Below are 18,864 nucleotides of genomic sequence, written 5' to 3'. Positions count from 1 at the left end.
ATGTCAAAGTTAGTATGACTTTGTATTTTTGGAGGGGACAAGCTTGGATATAGATAGCCTGGTAGCACGTATTAATGAATTGGCTCGTAAACAAAAGTCCACTGGACTGACGGAGGAAGAACTTGCTGAACGGGCCAAACTTAGAGAAATTTACTTGAGCAACATCCGCAGCAACTTCAGACAGCAACTGGATTCTATTGAAATTGTAGATGATGAAAACGATCAAGGCCGCCAAGGCAAACTCAAACACTAAAAGAAACCTAATGATATCTTGATGATATTTAGGTTTCTTCCTGTTATTTTGAGAATGCAAATTTATAGGGGGAATGTTGGTTTACGTTTTTTGTAAGCCGATACAAAGAAGACATAAAGGGGGATTCTCATGGCTCGTTCGTTCGAGAGAACGGTTCGGAAAAATTCAAAGCAGTTGAATCAGCAGCGCAAAAAAAATGGTCAACCGATTTCGGGTTCGCCCGGTGAAGACATTTTTAAAGGACGCAGTCTCCTGTTTCCTATTTTCCTGATCGGACTTGCGTTATTGTATCTGTTTATGAGCACATTTCTTGTTAAAGCTCCGATGACAACATGGGACTGGGTTACCATGCTGTTGTATGTATTTTTGGCTGTGATCTTTATGCTACGCCGTCCTTACATTAAAATCGGGAGCAACCGAATTATAACAACCAAAGGGAATCGTGAACGCTCCATCGGAGTAGATGACATCGTTAAGTTCCGATTCGAGCAGGGAACGGTAGTTATCGAGCATAACAGCCGTGGCAAAAGATGGGTGTTCACTAAACTATTGAACCGTTATGATACAGATGCAATTTCGGAACGACTTCTGAAATTTGCCAAAGCACATCAGATTACTGTAGAAACAGACGAGAAAAAGTAATTATTCACAAAGGGGAAGATGACCGGAATGGCATTAAAAGCGATTTTGTTCGACCTGGATGATACTTTGTTGTGGGATGAACGCAGTGTGCGTGAAGCATTCCATGAAACTTGCCTGCTCGCTTCTCAAGAAACCGGCATTAAGCCTGAAGATCTGGAGGAAGCAGTTCGTAACGAAGCTCGAAGTCTTTACGAATCATATGAAACTTTCCCGTTCACCAAAATGATTGGCATTAATCCTTTTGAAGGATTATGGGCTAACTTTACAGGTGGCGACCAACCTGAGTTCCGTCAATTGGAACAACTCGCTCCTGTGTATCGCAAGGAGTCATGGCGTCGTGGCTTGTTGAAGCTGGGTGTGGATCGGGAAGACTTGGCTGAACGACTCGCTTCGCAATTCGGGACAGAGCGCAGATCCAGACCTCATGTTTATGAGGAATCGATGGATACGTTGAGACAATTGCAAGGCAAGTTCAAGCTATTGCTGTTAACTAACGGTTGTCCAGCACTTCAACAAGAGAAGTTGGACGGTGTACCTGAGCTGGCTCCTTTCTTTGATGAGATTATTATTTCGGGTACCTTCGGTAAGGGGAAACCTGACCCGTCAATCTTTGAGCATGCACTTAGCAAACTTGAAGTGAAACCAGAAGAGAGTCTGATGGTAGGGGATAAACTTACTACCGATATTCGTGGAGCTCTATCTGCAGGTATTCAGTCTGTCTGGATTAACCGTGAAAATAAGGTGAACCCTGAGTCGTATGTACCTGATCATGAAATTAAGCATTTGTCGGAATTAGAACGTATCATTGCTAACTTCTGATATCTCCATATTTTCTAGCCAAACATTGATAACTCAGCGAGTGATGCTAAATCATTCAATTAGTTATCAATGTTTTTTTACATAATGATACTTTATAGCTGTAATGTGTTGAAGTTTGGAAAAATAATAAAAAAAGGTATTGAAATGTTGGGACTGCTGATTTAGAATGTAACTAACATACTAGTATGACTAGTATGGAAACTAAACAAGCGGTGATCTTTTGACAAATCCAGGTTATGGAATCAGGAGTTATTGCTTTATTATTTTTATGTTTATTGTAAGCGCTTTACATAGTTTTGGGAAATATTAATTTTTGGAATACAAGAGGTATGGATGAGATTGGGCAGCAAGATAACAATCTGGACTAAGTATATCCATTTAAATCACATATATTGATATCGCTTACATTTCCAAATACTTATTATGCAGTGGGGGTGAAATTTCTGCAAGGTCTTCAATAGAAAGAAGAGAAGATGGGAGTTGTCATGAAGTACTTTTGATTTTATCAAGATTATGGATCGGAGTGAATCAGACATGAATTCAGAAACTGCAAAAAACACGCTTACGATGACCTCATTACGTAAAGAAAGCAGGTTAAGAACAGCAGGAGCCTTACTCCGCAAAGATTGGCAGCTGTATTCCCTATTAATACTTCCAGTTATCTATCTGCTTATTTTCAAATACGGACCCATGATTGGTAATGTGATTGCCTTTAGAAGATTTGTACCCGGAGGCAGTATTTTTGGTGAAACTTGGGTTGGGTTAAGGTATTTCCAGATGTTCGTACAAGACCCGACGTTTTGGAAAGTATTTGGAAATACATTAATACTAGGTGGGCTTGCATTACTATTCACTTTCCCGGTTCCAATTATCTTTGCTCTGCTTTTGAACGAAGTGAAAAGTAAACGCTTTAAAAAGTTTGTTCAGACTGCATCCTATCTACCGCATTTCTTATCCATCGTTATCGTAGCCGGAATGATTTTGCAGTTAACCGCAGTTAATGGATCAATAAATGGCTTGGTTGCATTCTTTACCGGAGACAACATTCCTTTTATGCAGCGTGCCGAATGGTTCAGAACGATCTATATTTCTTCAGAAATTTGGCAAGGCATGGGTTGGGGAGCCATTCTGTATCTTGCCGCATTGACAACCATTGATGATTCCTTGTATGAAGCTGCACGGATTGATGGTGCGAACCGTTGGAAGCAAACGATTCATGTAACCATTCCGGGCATTTTGCCAACGATCGTTACATTGTTGATTCTGAATATGGGTAATTTTCTTGCCGTCGGATTTGAGAAAATTTTACTCCTTTATAACCCGCTGATTTATGACACATCTGACGTGATTTCCACTTACCTGTACCGGGTAGGTTTGCAATCCAGTAACTTCAGTTATGCTACTGCGATTGGATTATTCGAATCACTCATCGGACTCATATTGGTATTCTCGGTAAATGCAATCTCACGCAGATTAACACAACGAAGCTTGTGGTAAAGGAGGGGCAACATGCAGGAATCAAAATCATACAAAGTGTTCAAAGTGTTTAACGCCATTTTTTTGCTGCTCGTGGTGTTCATCACGCTCTATCCATTCCTGAATGTCGTAGCACAATCTTTCAGTAGTGAATCTTATATCAATTCAGGGAAAGTCAGCATCATCCCGAGAGGTTTCAATGTAGACACGTACAAGACAATCTCTCGAGACAGCATGTTCTGGACCAATTATAAAAATACGATTATCTACACTGTGGTGGGTACGCTGATATCCATGTTCATGACAACCATTTTCGCGTATGCAATCTCCAAAAAGAGATTAATGGGACGCAAGTTCTGGACGATGTTCGCCGTGTTCACCATGTTTTTCAGTGGCGGATTGATTCCAAACTACGTCCTGATTAATTCCCTGGGTATGAACAATACAATGTGGGCGTTGGTTGTCCCTGGTGCAATCAGCATTTATAACATGTTAATTATGAAGTCATTTTTCGAGAACATGCCGGAGGAACTGGAGGAAGCTGCAGCCATCGACGGCTTGAACACATACGGTATTTTACTTCGTATCATACTGCCGCTGAGTAAGGCGGTAATGGCTACAATGGTACTGTTTTATGCGGTGGGTCACTGGAACTCATGGTTTCCGGCTTTCCTGTATCTCGACAAAAAAGAGCTGTTCCCTGTGACCATCTATCTGCGCAACATGATTGCGGGTGCAACAGGAGGAGCTTCGGCGGGCGCATCAGCCGACAATTTGACTCAAATCTCTGCAAATATCAAGTCGGTAACCATGGTACTGACAATCCTGCCAATTCTCACGATATATCCTTTTGTACAAAGATACTTTGTAACCGGTATCATGTTGGGATCTGTTAAACAGTAATTCCAATCAATATAGTTAATATCTATTCTACGCAAGGCCAACCTAAACCACATGCAGGGGGACAATGGAATGAAAAAGAGACCACGCAAGCTTGTAGGCAAGATGGTTTTGGCAACAATGATGAGTGTCGTTTTGGCAGCATGCAGCAGCGGTGCTGGCACAGAGAAAGCTGAACCAGAATCTAAGGGTGCAATGGAATCCTACAGTGTGGGTGAGACGTTTAAAGCGTCAGAGCCGTTTAACTTATCCATTCTTTATAGTGATCAGCCAGCATATCCATACAAGAAAGATTGGTTGCTTTTCCAAAAAATTACCGAGTTGACGGGTGTGACATTGGATCCTACGATCGTACCGATGTCCGACTATCCTCAGAAAAGATCTCTTTTGATCAGTTCAGGAGATGCACCTCTCGTTATTCCTAAAACCTATCCGGGCGAAGAATCTGCCTTTGTATCATCCGGTGCGGTTTTGCCAGTAAGTGATTATGTTGACTTGATGCCTAATTTCAAGGACAAGGTAGAGAAGTGGGGCCTTGAGGATGAACTGGAGGGTCTCCGGCAGGAAGATGGTAAGTATTACGTTCTCCCTGGTTTGCATGAAGAAGTGTGGCCTGACTATACACTGATTGTTAGAACGGATGTCTTTGAGAAAAATAATATTCCGATCCCTACGACATGGGATGAATTATATGAGGCTGCCAAGAAATTGAAAGAGATTTATCCGGACTCCATTCCATTCTCGGACCGCTTTGAATTCAACAGTACTTTAAATATTGCCGCTGCTGGTTTTGGAACCAAGGGCGGTTGGGGCTTCGGCAACGGCCTTACGTACAAGGAAGACAAGGATGAATTTGTATATACATCCACTACACCTGAGTACAAAGAGATGCTGACGTACTTTAACAAACTGGTGTCTGAAGGGCTTCTGGACAAGGAAAGTTTAACTCAAGATGATGATCAGGCAATACAAAAATTTGTCTCTGGCAAATCGTTTATCATTAACGGTAACTCCCAAACGGTTGTTCTGCACCGCAATGATATGAATAAAACATTGGGCGAAGGCAACTTCTCCATTGCAAAAATTACAGTTCCGGGTGGACCAAAAGGACAATTGATGTCTGGATCGCGACTTGAAAACGGTGTCATGATTTCCGGCAAAATTAAAGAAAGCGAAAACTTCAAAGCCATAATGCAATTTATTGACTGGTTATACTATAGTGATGAAGGCCAGGAGTTCACCAAATGGGGCGTTGATGGAGAGACTTTTACCAAACAGGATGGTGTTCGCAAACTTGCGGATGATGTGAACTATAACGGGTTGAATCCTAAAGGCACAAAGGATCTGCGTATTGATTATGGTTTCTCCGGCGGTGTATTTGCGTATGGTGGAACTACAGATCTGCTGCATTCCATGTTTAGTGAAGAAGAGTTGAAATTCCAGCAGGACATGAAGGATACCAAGGAAGTTATTCCAGCTGAACCGCCAATTCCATACTCAGACATTGACCGTGAACAGGTGACATTGCTCAGTACTCCTCTTAAGGATTACTCGGACCAAAATACACTCAAATTTATTCTGGGCGAACGCAGTCTCGACGAATATGATGCATTTGTGCAGGAACTGGAAGGACAAGGATTGTCCCAGTATCTACAGATTTCCAATGATACGTACAAAAAGTATAAAGAAAACAAACAGCAGTAGCAGATAAGCGAAGTTTAATCGATTGCCGTTTCGCTGAAAGCATTTTAGTGAAGCGGCAATTTATGCTAAGATGAATGAATACGGCTGAGAGGAAGAGGTTAAGGAATGTCACTTAATCAAAAGATTAGAGGTTCGACCCGGGCTTATTCATACGATCTGATAAAGGAACGAATTTTGCACCTTGAACTTAAGCCTGGTACGAAAATTTCCGAGAAAGAAATTGCGGACGAACTAGAGGTCAGCAGAACGCCAGTCCGCGAAGCTTTTATGAAGCTTGCTGAAGAGGAACTGCTGGATATTATCCCGCAGAGCGGAACAATAGTCTCACATATTAATCTGGAGCATGTTGAAGAAGGCAGGTTTATGCGAGAAAAAATAGAGAAGGAAATTGTAGCACTGGCTTGCGCCTCATTTGCGGATGAATTCAAATTCAGGTTGGAAACCAACATCGCTATGCAGGAAGTGTGTCTGGATAAGAATAATTTCTATCGACTGTTTGAACTGGATGAGGAGTTTCATCAAATCCTGTTTCAGGGCACTGGTAAAATGAGATCATGGAAAATGCTTCAGCAGCTTAACATTCCGTTTAATCGTTTGCGCATCCTCCGCTTGTCTGAAGACATTAACTCGGAAATTATAATCTCCCAACACAAGGAAATCTACCAGCTCATCAAGGAACGCCAAACCGAACAAGCAATGAAGGTGATGGAAGCTCATCTCAGACTTGTCGTCGTTGAACAGGAGACGGTCAAAGCAAAATATCCACATTATTTTATATAGTTAACTTAATGTTGCATACTGATCCAAATGGCAACAAACCCCTGTTCGAATGGACAGGGGTTTGTTGAATGAACAATCATGTATTTATTAGGCTTGTTTAATAAAAGTAGGATCAGGATATGGATCAGCGACCCAGCCATCTTTTTCAATAAAGAGCCGAACAGCAATAATCTGTTTATTCTCCATCAAAGTAAAGAAGTGCGGAGTATTCTCTGGTACAGAAATGACGTCTCCAGGAGACAATTCTACATTAAAATAACCTACATCATCAGTACCTTTGATTACAAAAATACCTTTACCCGCAACAATTGCGCGGATTTCATCCTCAGCATGCGTGTGAATTTCTTCGAACTTGGCCAGTTTTGCTTCGATGTCTGGCGTTTGTTCGGACAGGGTGATGACATCCCAGATTTGGTATCCGCGACGTGCGGCCAGGTCTTTGATCTCATAATCATAGGTTTCCAAAACCTGATTTTTTTGATCATCAGTCAATCCAAAGTTATTTTGCAATTCAGCACTTAATTTGGATGCATCCCATTTTTCATAAAGTACTTCATATTTGTCCAAGAAATTTCGAACATTTTCGTCTCCAGTGATACGTTCGTTCGTATTTCGGATTACAATTTCAGCCATGTTCTTTCCCTCTTTTCCACTTGGTTTAATAGATATTATATCGGATGTCAATCTTTTTGTCGATTCACAAATTCGTTCTGGGTCCACCGAAACCCGCAATACAGCTGAATAAAACCGATCTTTCACATTAAGTTAGTTTCTGTTAAACTAAGATTTAACGTTTTGCGGGGGTGAAGATATTGGATAAGCTTAGTCTACAAGATGCATTAAAACAACGAATATTAATCCTCGACGGTGCGATGGGGACCATGATTCAACAAGTTGATCTAACCGGTGCAGATTTTGGCGGAGATGATCTGGATGGATGTAATGAAATGCTGGTACTTACACGTCCAGAACTCATACAGCGCATTCATGAAGAATATCTGGAAGCTGGTGCAGATTTAATCGAAACCAATACATTCGGAGCTACTTCTGTCGTATTGGCCGAATATGATATCCAGGATCGTGCTCGCGAGATTAACCTCGAAGCTGCTCGAATTGCGAGAGCAGCAGCAGATCGCTTTTCGACTCCGGAGTCTCCAAGGTATGTGGTAGGTGCGATGGGACCAACGACCAAGACACTCTCGGTTACAGGTGGCGTAACGTTCCAGGAACTTATCGACAGTTATTTCGAGCAAGCGCTTGCTTTAATCGAGGGAGGCGTTGACGCGCTACTGCTTGAAACTTCGCAGGATACTCTTAATGTTAAGGCAGGCAGCATCGGTATCCAGCAGGCATTTGAGCAGAGCGGTATGAAGCTTCCTTTGATGATCTCGGGGACAATAGAACCGATGGGGACAACCCTAGCCGGTCAGAACATCGAGTCCTTTTATATATCCCTAGAACACCTTAACCCAATTTCAGTGGGACTAAACTGCGCAACAGGTCCAGAGTTTATGCGTGACCATATTCGTTCGCTTTCCGCAATGGCTTCTGTTGCGGTCAGCTGTTATCCGAATGCCGGTCTTCCGGATGAGAATGGCAATTATCACGAGTCACCCGATTCACTTGCTCAGAAAATTGGTGCATTTGCCGAACAGGGATGGTTGAACATTGCCGGTGGCTGCTGTGGAACAACACCAGCACATATTCGGGCGATGCGTGATACGCTTGCCAAGTACCCCCCAAGAGAAATGAACGGAACACATCCACCTGCGTTATCCGGGATTGATCCGGTATATGTCGAGCAGGACAACCGCCCATATATGGTTGGTGAACGGACCAATGTGCTTGGATCACGGAAGTTCAAGCGCCTGATCGTAGAGGGGAAATATGAAGAGGCTTCCGAAATAGCACGGGCTCAGGTAAAAAATGGTGCACACGTCGTCGACGTTTGTGTACAGGATCCGGACCGTGAAGAAGCTGAAGACATGGAAAAGTTCCTAGAACTTGTCGTCAAAAAAGTAAAGGTCCCGCTTATGATCGATACAACAGACGCCAAAGTTATCGATTTGGCTCTTCAGTACTCGCAAGGTAAAGCAATAATTAACTCCATTAACCTTGAGGATGGGGAAGAGAAATTTGAGCTTGTGACTCCGCTTATTCACAAATACGGAGGAGCTGTCGTTGTAGGTACGATTGATGAACGCGGACAGGCAATCAGTCGGGAAGACAAACTGGAAGTCGCCAAACGTTCATACGATCTCCTGGTAAATAAGTATGGGTTGAAGGCAGAAGACCTGATTTTTGATACATTGGTTTTCCCTGTAGGCACAGGGGATGAGCAGTATATTGGTTCGGCCAAGGAAACGATCGAAGGTATTCGGGTTATTAAGGAAGCGATGCCTGAGTGTCACACGATTCTCGGTATCAGCAACATCTCATTTGGATTGCCTGAAGCCGGTCGGGAAGTGCTGAACTCTGTGTTCTTGTATGAGTGTACGAAGGCTGGTCTCGACTATGCGATCGTAAACACGGAGAAGCTTGAACGGTATGCCTCCATTCCGGAGGAAGAGCGTAGATTATCGGAAGAGCTTTTATATAATACGAATGACGAAACACTCGCCGCATTCGTAGCGGCATTCCGTAACAAAAAGGTTGAGAAGAAAGAAAAGATCTCCAATCTTTCATTAGAAGAGCGTCTGGCCTCTTATGTTGTTGAAGGAAGCAAAGAGGGGCTGCTGCCCGATCTGGAACAGGCACTGGCCAAATACTCAGCACTCGAAGTAATCAATGGTCCACTTATGCGCGGGATGGAAGAGGTAGGACGACTGTTTAACAATAATGAGCTGATTGTAGCCGAGGTTTTACAAAGTGCGGAAGTGATGAAGGCTTCAGTTGCTTATCTGGAGCAATTCATGGAGAAAAATGAAACATCAGTGAAAGGCAAGATCATTCTGGCAACTGTTAAGGGTGATGTGCATGACATCGGTAAAAACCTGGTGGAGATCATCCTGTCCAATAACGGTTACCGAATCATTAATTTGGGTATAAAAGTACCACCAGAACGAATTATCGAAGCATATAGAGAAGAAAAAGTCGATGCTATCGGTTTGTCCGGTTTGCTCGTTAAATCGGCACAGCAGATGATTGTCACCGCACAAGATTTACGTACAGCAGGTATTGACGTACCTATTATGGTTGGCGGGGCAGCACTTACGCGCAAATTCACCAAAAACCGGATTCGTCCTGAATATGACGGAATGGTTGTGTATGCGAAAGATGCCATGGACGGTCTGGATCTGGCAAACAAGCTGATGAACCCTGCTACACGTGAAGTTATGCAGCTGGAGATGGAGGCTGAAAAAGAAGCGGATGCTTCCAGCACAGAAACGGTTAATCCGCTGCCGGAGCTAACGCGAGTCGAACGGTCGGATATCGCAATCGACAATCCGGTTCTGGTTCCTCCGGATCTTGAGCGGCACACGCTCCGGAATTATCCGCTGTCGCACATTCTGCCATATGTCAACATGCAGATGCTGCTTGGTCATCACCTTGGTCTACGGGGTTCTGTAGAGCAGCTGCTCGCCTCAGGTGACCCCAAGGCAACGGACCTCAAAGCAGTCGTAGATGGGATCATGCACGAAGCTGTCCGGGATGGAATTATTCAGGCACATGCCATGTATCGCTTTTTCCCGGCACAGTCCAGCGGTAACAGTGTCATCATCTACGATCCGGAGAACACGAGCAATATTTTGCATACATTCACCTTTCCGCGGCAAAAGGTTGAACCATTCCTGTGTCTGTCGGACTTCCTGAAGCCCGTGGAATCCGGACAGATGGATTATGTTGGTTTCATGGTTGTAACGGCTGGACATGGTGTTCGCGAGCTATCAACGGCTTGGAAAGAGCAAGGAGATTATCTGCGTTCGCATGCTTTGCAATCCGTAGCTCTTGAAGTGGCAGAGGGATTAGCTGAACGTGTGCATCATATGATGAGAGATATCTGGGGCTTCCCAGATCCTGCGAACATGACCATGAAACAGCGTCACGGCGCGCGTTACCAAGGAATACGGGTGTCATTTGGATATCCGGCTTGTCCGGATTTGGAAGATCAGGGACCGCTCTTCAAGCTGATGCAGCCTGAGGACATTGGCGTGGAATTGACGGAAGGTTTCATGATGGAACCTGAAGCATCCGTGTCAGCGATGGTATTCAGCCATCCACAAGCCAAGTATTTTAACGTTGAAAAAGCATAATAATGAAGAGGTCAGGCAGAGCCCTCCGCATCGTCGGAGGCTTTTTGCTGGCAACAGAAAGAGGTGCAATCCGGATGGAACTATATTTCCTGGGAACTAATGCTGGTGTACCTACGCTGCAGCGGAATGTAACTTCCATTGGGCTCCGCATGTTGGATGAGCGAAGAGCTTTGTGGTTGTTTGACTGCGGGGAAGGAACCCAGCACCAGATTTTAAGTTCACCGCTAAAATTGAGTAAATTGGAGAAAGTATTCATCACCCATCTTCATGGGGATCATGTATTCGGGCTTCCAGGCCTGCTTTCCAGCCGAGCTTATCAGGGAGGAACTACCCCTCTTACGGTCTATGGACCGCCTGGAACGGAACGCATGATTACGACAGTGATGGAGTTAAGTCAGTCACGGATTAACTACGAGTTGAAGATTATCGAACATACGGGTGGATTGCTGTTTGAAGATGAAAGCTTCATTGTAGAATCCGCATTGCTCGAACACCGAATCGACAGCTATGGGTACCGGATTACCGAGAAGGATCGTCCAGGCAGCCTCGACCAAGTTAAATTGGCAGAATACGGTCTGAAGCCTGGTCCTCTCTTTGGTCGTCTTAAACGCGGGGAGACGATTACTCTGGAAGATGGCAATGTGGTTCGTCCAGAGGATGTGCTCGGGGCTCCGAAGCGTGGCAAAGTGATAACGATTCTGGGTGACACGCGTCCTTGTGAAAATGTATTGCCTCTTGCTCAGCATGCAGATGTACTTGTACATGAAGCTACCTTTATGGACGATTTAGCGGATACGGCTCATGAGTATTATCACAGCACTGCGAAGCAAGCGGCCGAGGCGGCGAGAGCAGCAAATGTTGGAGAACTGATCATGACGCATTTTAGCTCACGCTACAAGGATGAAGATCAACTGCAGCCACTTTTGGAAGAGGCAAGGACCGTATTTCCAAACTCTAGACTGGCAAACGAGCATCAATTGATTCCTGTCATTTACCATCAGGAAATTTCCCGGCCTTGATTAGTGAGAGATGGTGATTCAAAAACAGTTTGTTTAAAGACAGCAACTGAACGGGACTGAGGGGAGGGATATGCCCTGAGGTCCCTTTTGCAATCTGTTCAGAAAGCGTGTAGGATGGGCAATATGAGCAGGAAATGAATTAAATTATTTTCCGGGAAAGCGCAGGAAATGACAAGCTTGTACAGAAGACGCGCGTGTCAAAACGTCTGAGTTCGATTCGGTTCGACTTGTTGCGTGTTTATACGAGCAACCCCATATTTTCTTCTGGAATACATAGCTATGGTTCAAGAAACAAACAATGGAATTTTAATTAAGGACATGAATGATTAATGGTCTAAAGAAAGGAAGTGCTCTGTATGATTAAGGCCTATCTGATTGATCTGGATGGTACTCTCTATCATGGCAGACATCGGATTGAGGGAGCGGATAAGCTTATTCAGACACTGAATGATCAAGCTGTACCTTATCTGTTTGTAACAAATAACTCTTCCCGTACACCGCAAGGGGTGGCAGATCACTTGAACGGCATGGGAATTCCAGCGGAAGCTTCTCAGGTATGCACCTCAGCTGTAGCTGCTGCGGAATATGTGGCTGAAGAGTCGCCGGGTGCCAAGGTTGCCTGCATTGGAGAAGAAGGACTGCTTCAGGCCATTGAAGAGGCGGGATTACTGCTGACGGAAGATAAACCGGAATACGTTATTCAAGGCATTGACCGTGAATTTTCGTATAAAAAGCTAACCAAGGCACTGCGCTGGATCAATGATGGGGCAAAATCCATTATGACCAACCCTGATCTTCAGCTTCCTTCGGATGATGGACTGACGCCGGGAGCGGGTACGATTGGTGCAGCGATTGAAGCAGCTGCGGGTGTTTCGCCAACGGTGATCGGCAAACCATCGAGCATTATCATGAAATCTGCGATAAGTCGCTTAAATCTAAACCCTGATGAAGTTGCTGTGATCGGGGACAATATGCGTACCGACATTGCTGCAGGAGCAGCGGCCGGATGTGAGACACTCTTAGTACTGACAGGTGTCACGACGAAACAAAATATGGATGGTCATATCAGCGCAGCGAAGGTACGACCTGATCATGTGTTTGATGATTTGCATAAACTGATTGAGTGGCTGTCGCAACAAGCAGGCCATGCATCCAAGAAGGGATAGATAACGATGCCGGAACTGCCGGAAATGGAAAATTACCGGACATTATTGTCCGCGGAGATACTTGACTTACCTATAACGGGTGTAACCGTCATTCGGGATAAATCCATTAACAAGGAGCCTGATGAATTCGCTCGCGAACTTACAGGCAATCGCATTATTTTTGTGGAGCGCCGGGCAAAACATCTTATTTTTCATTTGGCAAATGGAAAACGTCTAGTGCTTCATCTCATGCTGGGAGGCATGATTTTTTGGGGGACTGAAGCAGAGCGTCCTGATCGATCCACACAAGTTGAGATTCAATTTGGAGATCGCATCTTGTTCTTTATCGGACTTCGATTGGGTTATTTGCACCTGCTTACTTCCAAGGAAACGGAAGAAGCTATGTCCGATCTCGGACCTGAACCCTTGGATCGCCGAATGAATTCTGAACGCTTTGCTTCATTGTTAAAAGGGCGTCGCGGCACGCTGAAAACAACCCTGGTTAATCAGCACATCATTGCTGGAATTGGCAATTGCTACTCGGACGAAATTGCGTTTGCTGCAGGATTGAGACCCAGCTCCAAAACCCAGAATATCGCGAGTTCTCCTGAACTGACAGAACGTTTATTCCGTTCCATGCAGTCGGTGCTGCGTGAAGCGGCTTCTGAAGGTGGTTATATGGAGATGCCATTGATGCAAGGAGATACAAAGACAGGAAGTTTTGATGAGCAATGCCGGGTGTACGACCGTGAGGGTGAAAGCTGTCCGCGTTGCGGGGGAACCATCGAACGAGTGGAAATTACGGGGAAGAAGGCTTTCTTCTGTCCGAATTGTCAGCATGAGGCTTAATCACGGAATCGGGGCACATGTCAGCACGAGAGGCGGATTTTTTCAAGCAGCCAAGAGAGCGTATGAGATGGGGGCTACGGCTTTTCAATATTTTCCGAAAAATCCCCGGAGCCTTGGCTTGAAAGAACCTGATCTAAAAGATGCTGAACGGTGCCGGGAGTGGTGTGAGGAGAATGGTATCGCATCCATTGCGCATTCACCCTATCCAACGAATCCGGCTTTGGGCATGACCCGTGGAGAGGCGGGTTTTCATGCTATCATAGCTTCCATACGGAATGATCTGGATATTGCAGAGGCTTGTGGTTCTGTAGGAACCGTGGTTCATTTCGGTCATCTCAAGAGCGATCAACCGCTCGAAGGATATCAAAATCTCATTCATTGTTTGGATACGGTTTTAAAAGATTGGAATGGTCAGGCCAAAATACTGCTCGAAAATCAGGCTGGTGACCATGGGCCAATGGGCACGACAATGGAAGAGATGATTCAGATTCGCAAGCTAAGCCAGTTTCCGGAGCATATTGCTTTTTGTTTCGACACATGTCATGCTTTTGCTTCAGGAATGTGGTCAAGCAATAGCGAACAGGATATGCTCCAAAAGGGCAGACAGCTTGGATACTGGGACTTACTTGCTGCTGTTCATTTCAATGACTCCAAATATGCTTCCGGTTCGTGCAAGGATCGACATGCCCGAATCGGGCAGGGATATATAGGCAGCAAAGCGATGCAAGAATTGCTTCGTGCGCCTGAGTTTCAGCAGGCTGTTGTTGTGCTGGAAACCGAAACAGGTGAAGATGGGACGCACAAAGGTGATATTGATGTCATGCGTTCCTGGCTTTAAATGGGGAGAGGAGCGATTGTATGCATGTTTTTTTGGATGACTACCGAGCATGTCCTAAGGGATTTGTTCTGGCTACGAATGCTGAAGAATGTCTGATGCTGCTCAGAGAAGGTGATGTGGATATCTTGTCGCTGGATTATGAATTGGGTCCGGATTCGCCAAATGGCGGTGAAGTAGCTGCTGCCATTGTACGGGAAGGGCTGTTTCCGCGCGAAATTTATTTACACACGTCCAGCATGTACGGCAAACGTCAAATGTACGAATTGTTATATACCAATAAACCTGACACAGTTAAGGTGCATAACGGCCCGATGACAGGTGAGGTTATGCTGCGAGTTGCTGCTGGAGAGCATAGCATATGAAGCCAATAAATTCCAAGCTGCTGATGCGCAGTGTGTGGGAAGGTATTCCTCAGGCTGTATTTATCTATACCCCTCTATGCGGAACATGTGCGGCAGCAAGACGGATGTTGGAAATCGCAGAGCATCTGCTTCCTGAGAATACTATTTTTGAAATGAACATTCACGACATTCCCGATCTCGTTCAGCAGTTTCAAATTTCAAGTGTACCTGCTGTAATGTTGTTTGACGGAGAACAGGATACACCGAAAATGATCTACCGGATGAACTCCGTGGAGCATCTGCTGAACGAAATTCGAAAGGCGGTGCTGAAATGAGGGTCATCTCGATGGAACATGTATCTCTCTGGCGTGAGGACAATCAGATCCTGGATGATGTTCAACTGCATATTGAGCAAGGTGAGCACTGGGTCATTCTGGGACGTAATGGTTCAGGCAAAACAACGCTGCTGGAAATGATGAACGGATATATGTTTCCCAGTCAAGGACGTATTGAGGTGCTGGGAAATCTATATGGGCAATGTGATGTACGGGAAGTCAGAAAAGAGATCGGTTATATCAGCCAAACGCTGATTGAGAAACTGGCGCTGCGGGATCCGGTATGGGAGGTCGTCGCTACGGGAGCATATGCCTTTTTGCGTTTTTATCAAACGATTCCAGATGAAGTGAAAACCAAAGCCATGAATCTACTTGATGAGATGGGTTTCGCGAAACTGGCAAATCACCCGCTTGGGACATTGTCCCAAGGCGAGCGCAAAAAAGTCATGCTGGCACGTGCTTTGATGGCGGATCCCAAGTTATTAATTATGGACGAGCCTTGCGCTGGACTCGACCTATTTGAACGGGAAAAAATGTTGGCTGAAATTGACCGACTTCATCAGCGCAACATAACGGTAGTATACGTAACGCATCATGTAGAGGAGATCATGCCGTTATTTACCCATGTAGCATTGATTCGTGAAGGGCGCATTGCAGCGGCAGGAAACAAACATGAAGTTTTAACACAGGATACAATTAAGCATACGTACGATATTCCGGTCGAAATCCAGTGGGATCATGATCGTCCGTGGATACGCGTGCGTTCTGGAGGGTAACACAATTTGAGTACACAGTCGTCTTGGGGAGAAGGAGACTTTTCCCGTTTTATCTGCACAGCCAATCATGGTTTTGCGCCATATGCTCAGGAAGAATTGCGCCGAACATTCGGTGCTGTTAAGAGTACAGTACTAGTACCGGGTGAAGTACTGCTTGCCGGTTTGCCGGCAGCAGAAGAAGAGGTAGCGATTAAATTGCTTGGAGAAAATCCAACGTTCTTACGTCATATCCAGCCTGTTCAGTTTCAGGAGAACACGGAAGATTCTGATCAAGCCATGGGGAAACTGGTCGCCTTTATCATGAACCATACTGAATTGACCGGAACTAAGGTTGCACTACAGGTTCGGAAGACGGAAGATTCATTCTGGCGTGAGAATGCAGCTTCATTAAAACAGTTGCTGACCGAAAAGCTTGATGAACTTGGGTGTGAATGGGTTGTTCGTGATGCCGATTATATCATTTCTGTGTTTGCTGCAGATGATGTATTGTATGCTGGTATTTCACGACCCGAACAGAACCTTTCCGACTGGAGCGGGGGGGCTGTACGATTTCAAAAAGAAGAAGGTCAGATTTCGCGCGCCAAATTCAAGCTGCTTGAGGCAGAGCAGACATTTGGCATAGACTTCACATCGTTTCATAAGGCGCTGGATATTGGTGCCGCCCCTGGTGGTTGGACGTCATTTCTGCTTGAACGCGGACTTGAAGTAACAGCGGTGGACCCAGCCAAAATGGATGCAACGCTTCTGCAGTCGCCCAAGTTGACGTTCCTGAAAAAAAATGCAGGTGATGTTCGGTTCCGCGAGGGAGAGTTCGACCTGCTTGTCTGTGATATGAGCTGGAGTCCCAAGCTGATGAGCCGTCTCGTCTCTGACCTGTTATACAGCCTTAAATCTGGTGGTACAGCGGTTGTTACTGTAAAATTGCTGCATAAGAAACCACTCGCGCTGATCAAGGAAGTGATCGATACGTTTGAGCGTTCACGGATGCAGATCCAGCGTTCCAAGCAATTGTTCCACAATCGTGAAGAGATTACACTTTATATGATTAAATATTAAGCTAGTAAAGAATTGAATTTTCTACTTTACAAGTTCTTGTAGCTTGTAATATAATGATACCAATATTAACCATAACGAATCAAAGGGAAAGCATCCCGAGGTGAGCAAGTCCGGATAAACGGACTGTTCCGCTTCGGTTGAGCTTTCCCTTTTTTGGGTTGCAGAATAGGAGGGATAGAAATGAGATATCCGGCCAGGCTGGAGCACGGAAGCCTGCTGGGAGGACGATATCGGATCGTGTCCATACTGGGTTCTGGTGGGATGAGTCACGTATATAAGGCAGAGGACATGAAATTGCCGGGCAAGATATGGGCTATCAAAGAAAGTGTAACTGCGCTGCCATGTGAAGCAAATATGGAGACGGAAGCCGCTCTTCTGACTTCACTCAGGCATCCAAGACTGCCGCTGATTGTTGATTTTTTTGTACCGGATGAAGAGGGGTATACGTACCTGGTGATGGAATACATCGAGGGTCAAACACTGAGTGATTATCACAAGCAATGTCGCGGGAAGATACCACTCGAACATATGACAGAGTTTACACTTCAACTGCTCGATGTGCTCAGTTATTTGCATGGTCTGAATCCGGCAGTAATCTATCGGGATCTGAAGCCGTCCAACATTATGATCACACCAGACCATGAAGTCAGACTGATTGACTTTGGAATCGCACGAAGCTTCAAGGCTCAGAATGGGGAAGATACGGTCAAACTGGGTACCGCAGGGTTTGCGGCACCTGAACAATATGGTACTGGGCAAACTGACGCACGGTCTGATTTGTATGGGCTCGGAGCATTACTGCTCTATCTTATGACTTGTGGCGCTTATACAGAATGGATTCAAGGTGTCGAAAGCTCCATACGAAGTGACGTTCCACGCACCTACATTCCAGTTGTAAGGCGATTGTTGAGGCACAATCCGGAGGAACGTTTCCAATCTGCAGACGAAGTCCGCAAAGAACTGCTTCGCAGACCAGGAGTAACCCCGAACAGTGAAGTCACAACACTGACAATTAGCGGTGGCACCAGAGTTATTGCGCTGACAGGGGCATCCTCCGGTGTTGGGGTTACACATACAGCTATAGCTATCAGCCATTATCTGGAGAGACAGCATTTTAAGGTGGCAGTCATCGAGATGTCCCCACGCTCCCAATCGTTTGCAAGGATTCAGCAAGTTGCACTAGCTGGAAAACCATTATCTACAGGCAGACAGTTTGAAGTGGATGGGGTGCACTATTGGAAACAGTCCGGGCGAGCAGATATTCTGTCGTTGCTTGGAGGCAGCTATCAATTCATCGTTATGGATCTGGGTAGCGGTCAAGATCAGAACCGGCTAGAGGAATTTCTCAGGGCAGATCTGCCTATTGTTGTTGGTTCAGGCGCAGAGTGGAAACAAGCCGAGATCAGCGCTTTTGTCCGTTCGCACCATCGTTTTCCGAGAGACAAGTGGATTTATTGTCTTCCGCTAGCAGCCTCCGATGCCGTTCAGCGTGTACGCAGATCATTGGATACCTCAAGTGTGTACGGTCTACCATTACACATAGATCCTTTTGACAGAGAACCTCAAATGGACAAGGTATTTGCCCATATTCTAATGGATATGATCGGGCATCAGCCCAAGAAGCGTTCGTTTTTTGCAAGAAAAAAGATTCATGATTAGAGGAGATTGTGAAAGGAGA

At 45.2% G+C, this 18,864-nt stretch carries 18 protein-coding genes; 17 read left to right on the top strand and 1 reads right to left on the bottom strand.

What is annotated here, in order from left to right; all coding sequences use genetic code 11:
- Window positions 1-43 precede the first annotated feature (43 nt).
- The 7 genes from HP552_RS30255 to HP552_RS30225 all read left to right on the top strand — a co-directional run bounded on the left by HP552_RS30255 (window position 44) and on the right by HP552_RS30225 (window position 6,574).
- A complete protein-coding gene (locus HP552_RS30255) occupies window positions 44-253 on the top strand; it encodes a DUF896 domain-containing protein (protein ID WP_175399051.1) in 210 nt (69 codons plus the stop codon).
- A 129-nt stretch (window positions 254-382) separates the two neighbouring features.
- A complete protein-coding gene (locus tag HP552_RS30250) occupies window positions 383-895 on the top strand; it encodes a hypothetical protein (RefSeq protein WP_175399050.1) in 513 nt (170 codons plus the stop codon).
- A gap of 27 nt (window positions 896-922) precedes the next feature.
- Window positions 923-1,714 carry an HAD family hydrolase gene (locus HP552_RS30245; protein WP_175399049.1) on the top strand — a complete coding sequence of 264 codons (792 nt, stop codon included), beginning with the start codon at window positions 923-925 and terminating at the stop codon, window positions 1,712-1,714.
- 567 nt (window positions 1,715-2,281) lie between these two features.
- Window positions 2,282-3,211 (top strand): ABC transporter permease, encoded by a 930-nt coding sequence (locus HP552_RS30240; RefSeq protein ID WP_246311133.1) that lies wholly within the window; start codon window positions 2,282-2,284, stop codon window positions 3,209-3,211.
- A 12-nt stretch (window positions 3,212-3,223) separates the two neighbouring features.
- Complete coding sequence (locus tag HP552_RS30235) at window positions 3,224-4,093, top strand: carbohydrate ABC transporter permease (RefSeq protein ID WP_175399047.1); 870 nt, start codon at window positions 3,224-3,226, stop codon at window positions 4,091-4,093.
- A gap of 69 nt (window positions 4,094-4,162) precedes the next feature.
- A complete protein-coding gene (locus tag HP552_RS30230) occupies window positions 4,163-5,794 on the top strand; it encodes an ABC transporter substrate-binding protein (protein WP_175399046.1) in 1,632 nt (543 codons plus the stop codon).
- A 105-nt stretch (window positions 5,795-5,899) separates the two neighbouring features.
- Window positions 5,900-6,574, top strand: a complete 675-nt coding sequence (locus HP552_RS30225) for a GntR family transcriptional regulator (RefSeq protein WP_175399045.1) — start codon at window positions 5,900-5,902, stop codon at window positions 6,572-6,574.
- 87 nt (window positions 6,575-6,661) lie between these two features.
- On the opposite strand, the gene mtnD is transcribed toward HP552_RS30225, so the two are convergent.
- A complete protein-coding gene (gene mtnD, locus HP552_RS30220; protein ID WP_175399044.1) occupies window positions 6,662-7,207 on the bottom strand; it encodes an acireductone dioxygenase in 546 nt (181 codons plus the stop codon).
- A gap of 179 nt (window positions 7,208-7,386) precedes the next feature.
- Here mtnD and metH point away from each other — a divergent pair, with 179 nt between their 5' ends.
- From metH to HP552_RS30170, 10 genes are all read left to right on the top strand, one after another.
- Window positions 7,387-10,827: a methionine synthase gene (gene metH, locus HP552_RS30215; RefSeq protein WP_175399043.1), complete on the top strand. Its 3,441-nt coding sequence runs from the start codon at window positions 7,387-7,389 to the stop codon at window positions 10,825-10,827.
- A gap of 74 nt (window positions 10,828-10,901) precedes the next feature.
- Window positions 10,902-11,846 carry a ribonuclease Z gene (gene rnz, locus HP552_RS30210; protein WP_175399042.1) on the top strand — a complete coding sequence of 315 codons (945 nt, stop codon included), beginning with the start codon at window positions 10,902-10,904 and terminating at the stop codon, window positions 11,844-11,846.
- Window positions 11,847-12,202: 356 nt separating this feature from the next.
- Complete coding sequence (gene nucF, locus HP552_RS30205; RefSeq protein WP_175399041.1) at window positions 12,203-13,012, top strand: 5' nucleotidase NucF; 810 nt, start codon at window positions 12,203-12,205, stop codon at window positions 13,010-13,012.
- Window positions 13,013-13,018: 6 nt separating this feature from the next.
- A complete protein-coding gene (locus HP552_RS30200; protein WP_175399040.1) occupies window positions 13,019-13,840 on the top strand; it encodes an Fpg/Nei family DNA glycosylase in 822 nt (273 codons plus the stop codon).
- Window positions 13,830-14,678: a deoxyribonuclease IV gene (locus HP552_RS30195; protein ID WP_175399166.1), complete on the top strand. Its 849-nt coding sequence runs from the start codon at window positions 13,830-13,832 to the stop codon at window positions 14,676-14,678. Before HP552_RS30200 ends, HP552_RS30195 begins: the two co-directional genes overlap by 11 nt.
- Window positions 14,679-14,698: 20 nt before the next feature.
- Window positions 14,699-15,040, top strand: a complete 342-nt coding sequence (locus HP552_RS30190; protein ID WP_175399039.1) for a cyclic-phosphate processing receiver domain-containing protein — start codon at window positions 14,699-14,701, stop codon at window positions 15,038-15,040.
- A complete protein-coding gene (locus tag HP552_RS30185; protein WP_175399038.1) occupies window positions 15,037-15,354 on the top strand; it encodes a thioredoxin family protein in 318 nt (105 codons plus the stop codon). The genes HP552_RS30190 and HP552_RS30185 overlap by 4 nt, the downstream gene beginning before the upstream one ends.
- Window positions 15,351-16,130: an ABC transporter ATP-binding protein gene (locus HP552_RS30180; protein ID WP_175399037.1), complete on the top strand. Its 780-nt coding sequence runs from the start codon at window positions 15,351-15,353 to the stop codon at window positions 16,128-16,130. Before HP552_RS30185 ends, HP552_RS30180 begins: the two co-directional genes overlap by 4 nt.
- A 6-nt stretch (window positions 16,131-16,136) precedes the next feature.
- Window positions 16,137-17,186: a 23S rRNA (cytidine(2498)-2'-O)-methyltransferase RlmM gene (locus HP552_RS30175; protein WP_175399036.1), complete on the top strand. Its 1,050-nt coding sequence runs from the start codon at window positions 16,137-16,139 to the stop codon at window positions 17,184-17,186.
- Between the two features lie 180 nt (window positions 17,187-17,366).
- Complete coding sequence (locus HP552_RS30170; protein WP_175399035.1) at window positions 17,367-18,845, top strand: serine/threonine protein kinase; 1,479 nt, start codon at window positions 17,367-17,369, stop codon at window positions 18,843-18,845.
- Window positions 18,846-18,864 lie beyond the last annotated feature (19 nt).

The organism is Paenibacillus xylanilyticus (genome assembly GCF_013359935.1).
GTDB lineage: Bacteria > Bacillota > Bacilli > Paenibacillales > Paenibacillaceae > Paenibacillus > Paenibacillus xylanilyticus.
The sequence above is the reverse complement of the archived record's forward strand: the minus strand, read 5'-3'. Positions and strand labels throughout refer to the sequence as shown.

Excerpts from the sequence above, each read along its gene's own strand:
- HP552_RS30250 (WP_175399050.1), top strand. The coding sequence starts at position 383 with ATGGCTCGTTCGTTCGAGAGAACGGTTCGGAAAAATTCAAAGCAGTTG.
- HP552_RS30245 (WP_175399049.1), top strand. The coding sequence starts at position 923 with ATGGCATTAAAAGCGATTTTGTTCGACCTGGATGATACTTTGTTGTGG.
- HP552_RS30240 (WP_246311133.1), top strand. The coding sequence starts at position 2,282 with ATGACCTCATTACGTAAAGAAAGCAGGTTAAGAACAGCAGGAGCCTTA.
- HP552_RS30235 (WP_175399047.1), top strand. The coding sequence starts at position 3,224 with ATGCAGGAATCAAAATCATACAAAGTGTTCAAAGTGTTTAACGCCATT.
- HP552_RS30230 (WP_175399046.1), top strand. The coding sequence starts at position 4,163 with ATGAAAAAGAGACCACGCAAGCTTGTAGGCAAGATGGTTTTGGCAACA.
- HP552_RS30225 (WP_175399045.1), top strand. The coding sequence starts at position 5,900 with ATGTCACTTAATCAAAAGATTAGAGGTTCGACCCGGGCTTATTCATAC.
- mtnD (WP_175399044.1), bottom strand. The coding sequence starts at position 7,207 with ATGGCTGAAATTGTAATCCGAAATACGAACGAACGTATCACTGGAGAC.
- rnz (WP_175399042.1), top strand. The coding sequence starts at position 10,902 with ATGGAACTATATTTCCTGGGAACTAATGCTGGTGTACCTACGCTGCAG.
- nucF (WP_175399041.1), top strand. The coding sequence starts at position 12,203 with ATGATTAAGGCCTATCTGATTGATCTGGATGGTACTCTCTATCATGGC.
- HP552_RS30200 (WP_175399040.1), top strand. The coding sequence starts at position 13,019 with ATGCCGGAACTGCCGGAAATGGAAAATTACCGGACATTATTGTCCGCG.
- HP552_RS30195 (WP_175399166.1), top strand. The coding sequence starts at position 13,830 with ATGAGGCTTAATCACGGAATCGGGGCACATGTCAGCACGAGAGGCGGA.
- HP552_RS30190 (WP_175399039.1), top strand. The coding sequence starts at position 14,699 with ATGCATGTTTTTTTGGATGACTACCGAGCATGTCCTAAGGGATTTGTT.
- HP552_RS30185 (WP_175399038.1), top strand. The coding sequence starts at position 15,037 with ATGAAGCCAATAAATTCCAAGCTGCTGATGCGCAGTGTGTGGGAAGGT.
- HP552_RS30180 (WP_175399037.1), top strand. The coding sequence starts at position 15,351 with ATGAGGGTCATCTCGATGGAACATGTATCTCTCTGGCGTGAGGACAAT.
- HP552_RS30170 (WP_175399035.1), top strand. The coding sequence starts at position 17,367 with ATGAGATATCCGGCCAGGCTGGAGCACGGAAGCCTGCTGGGAGGACGA.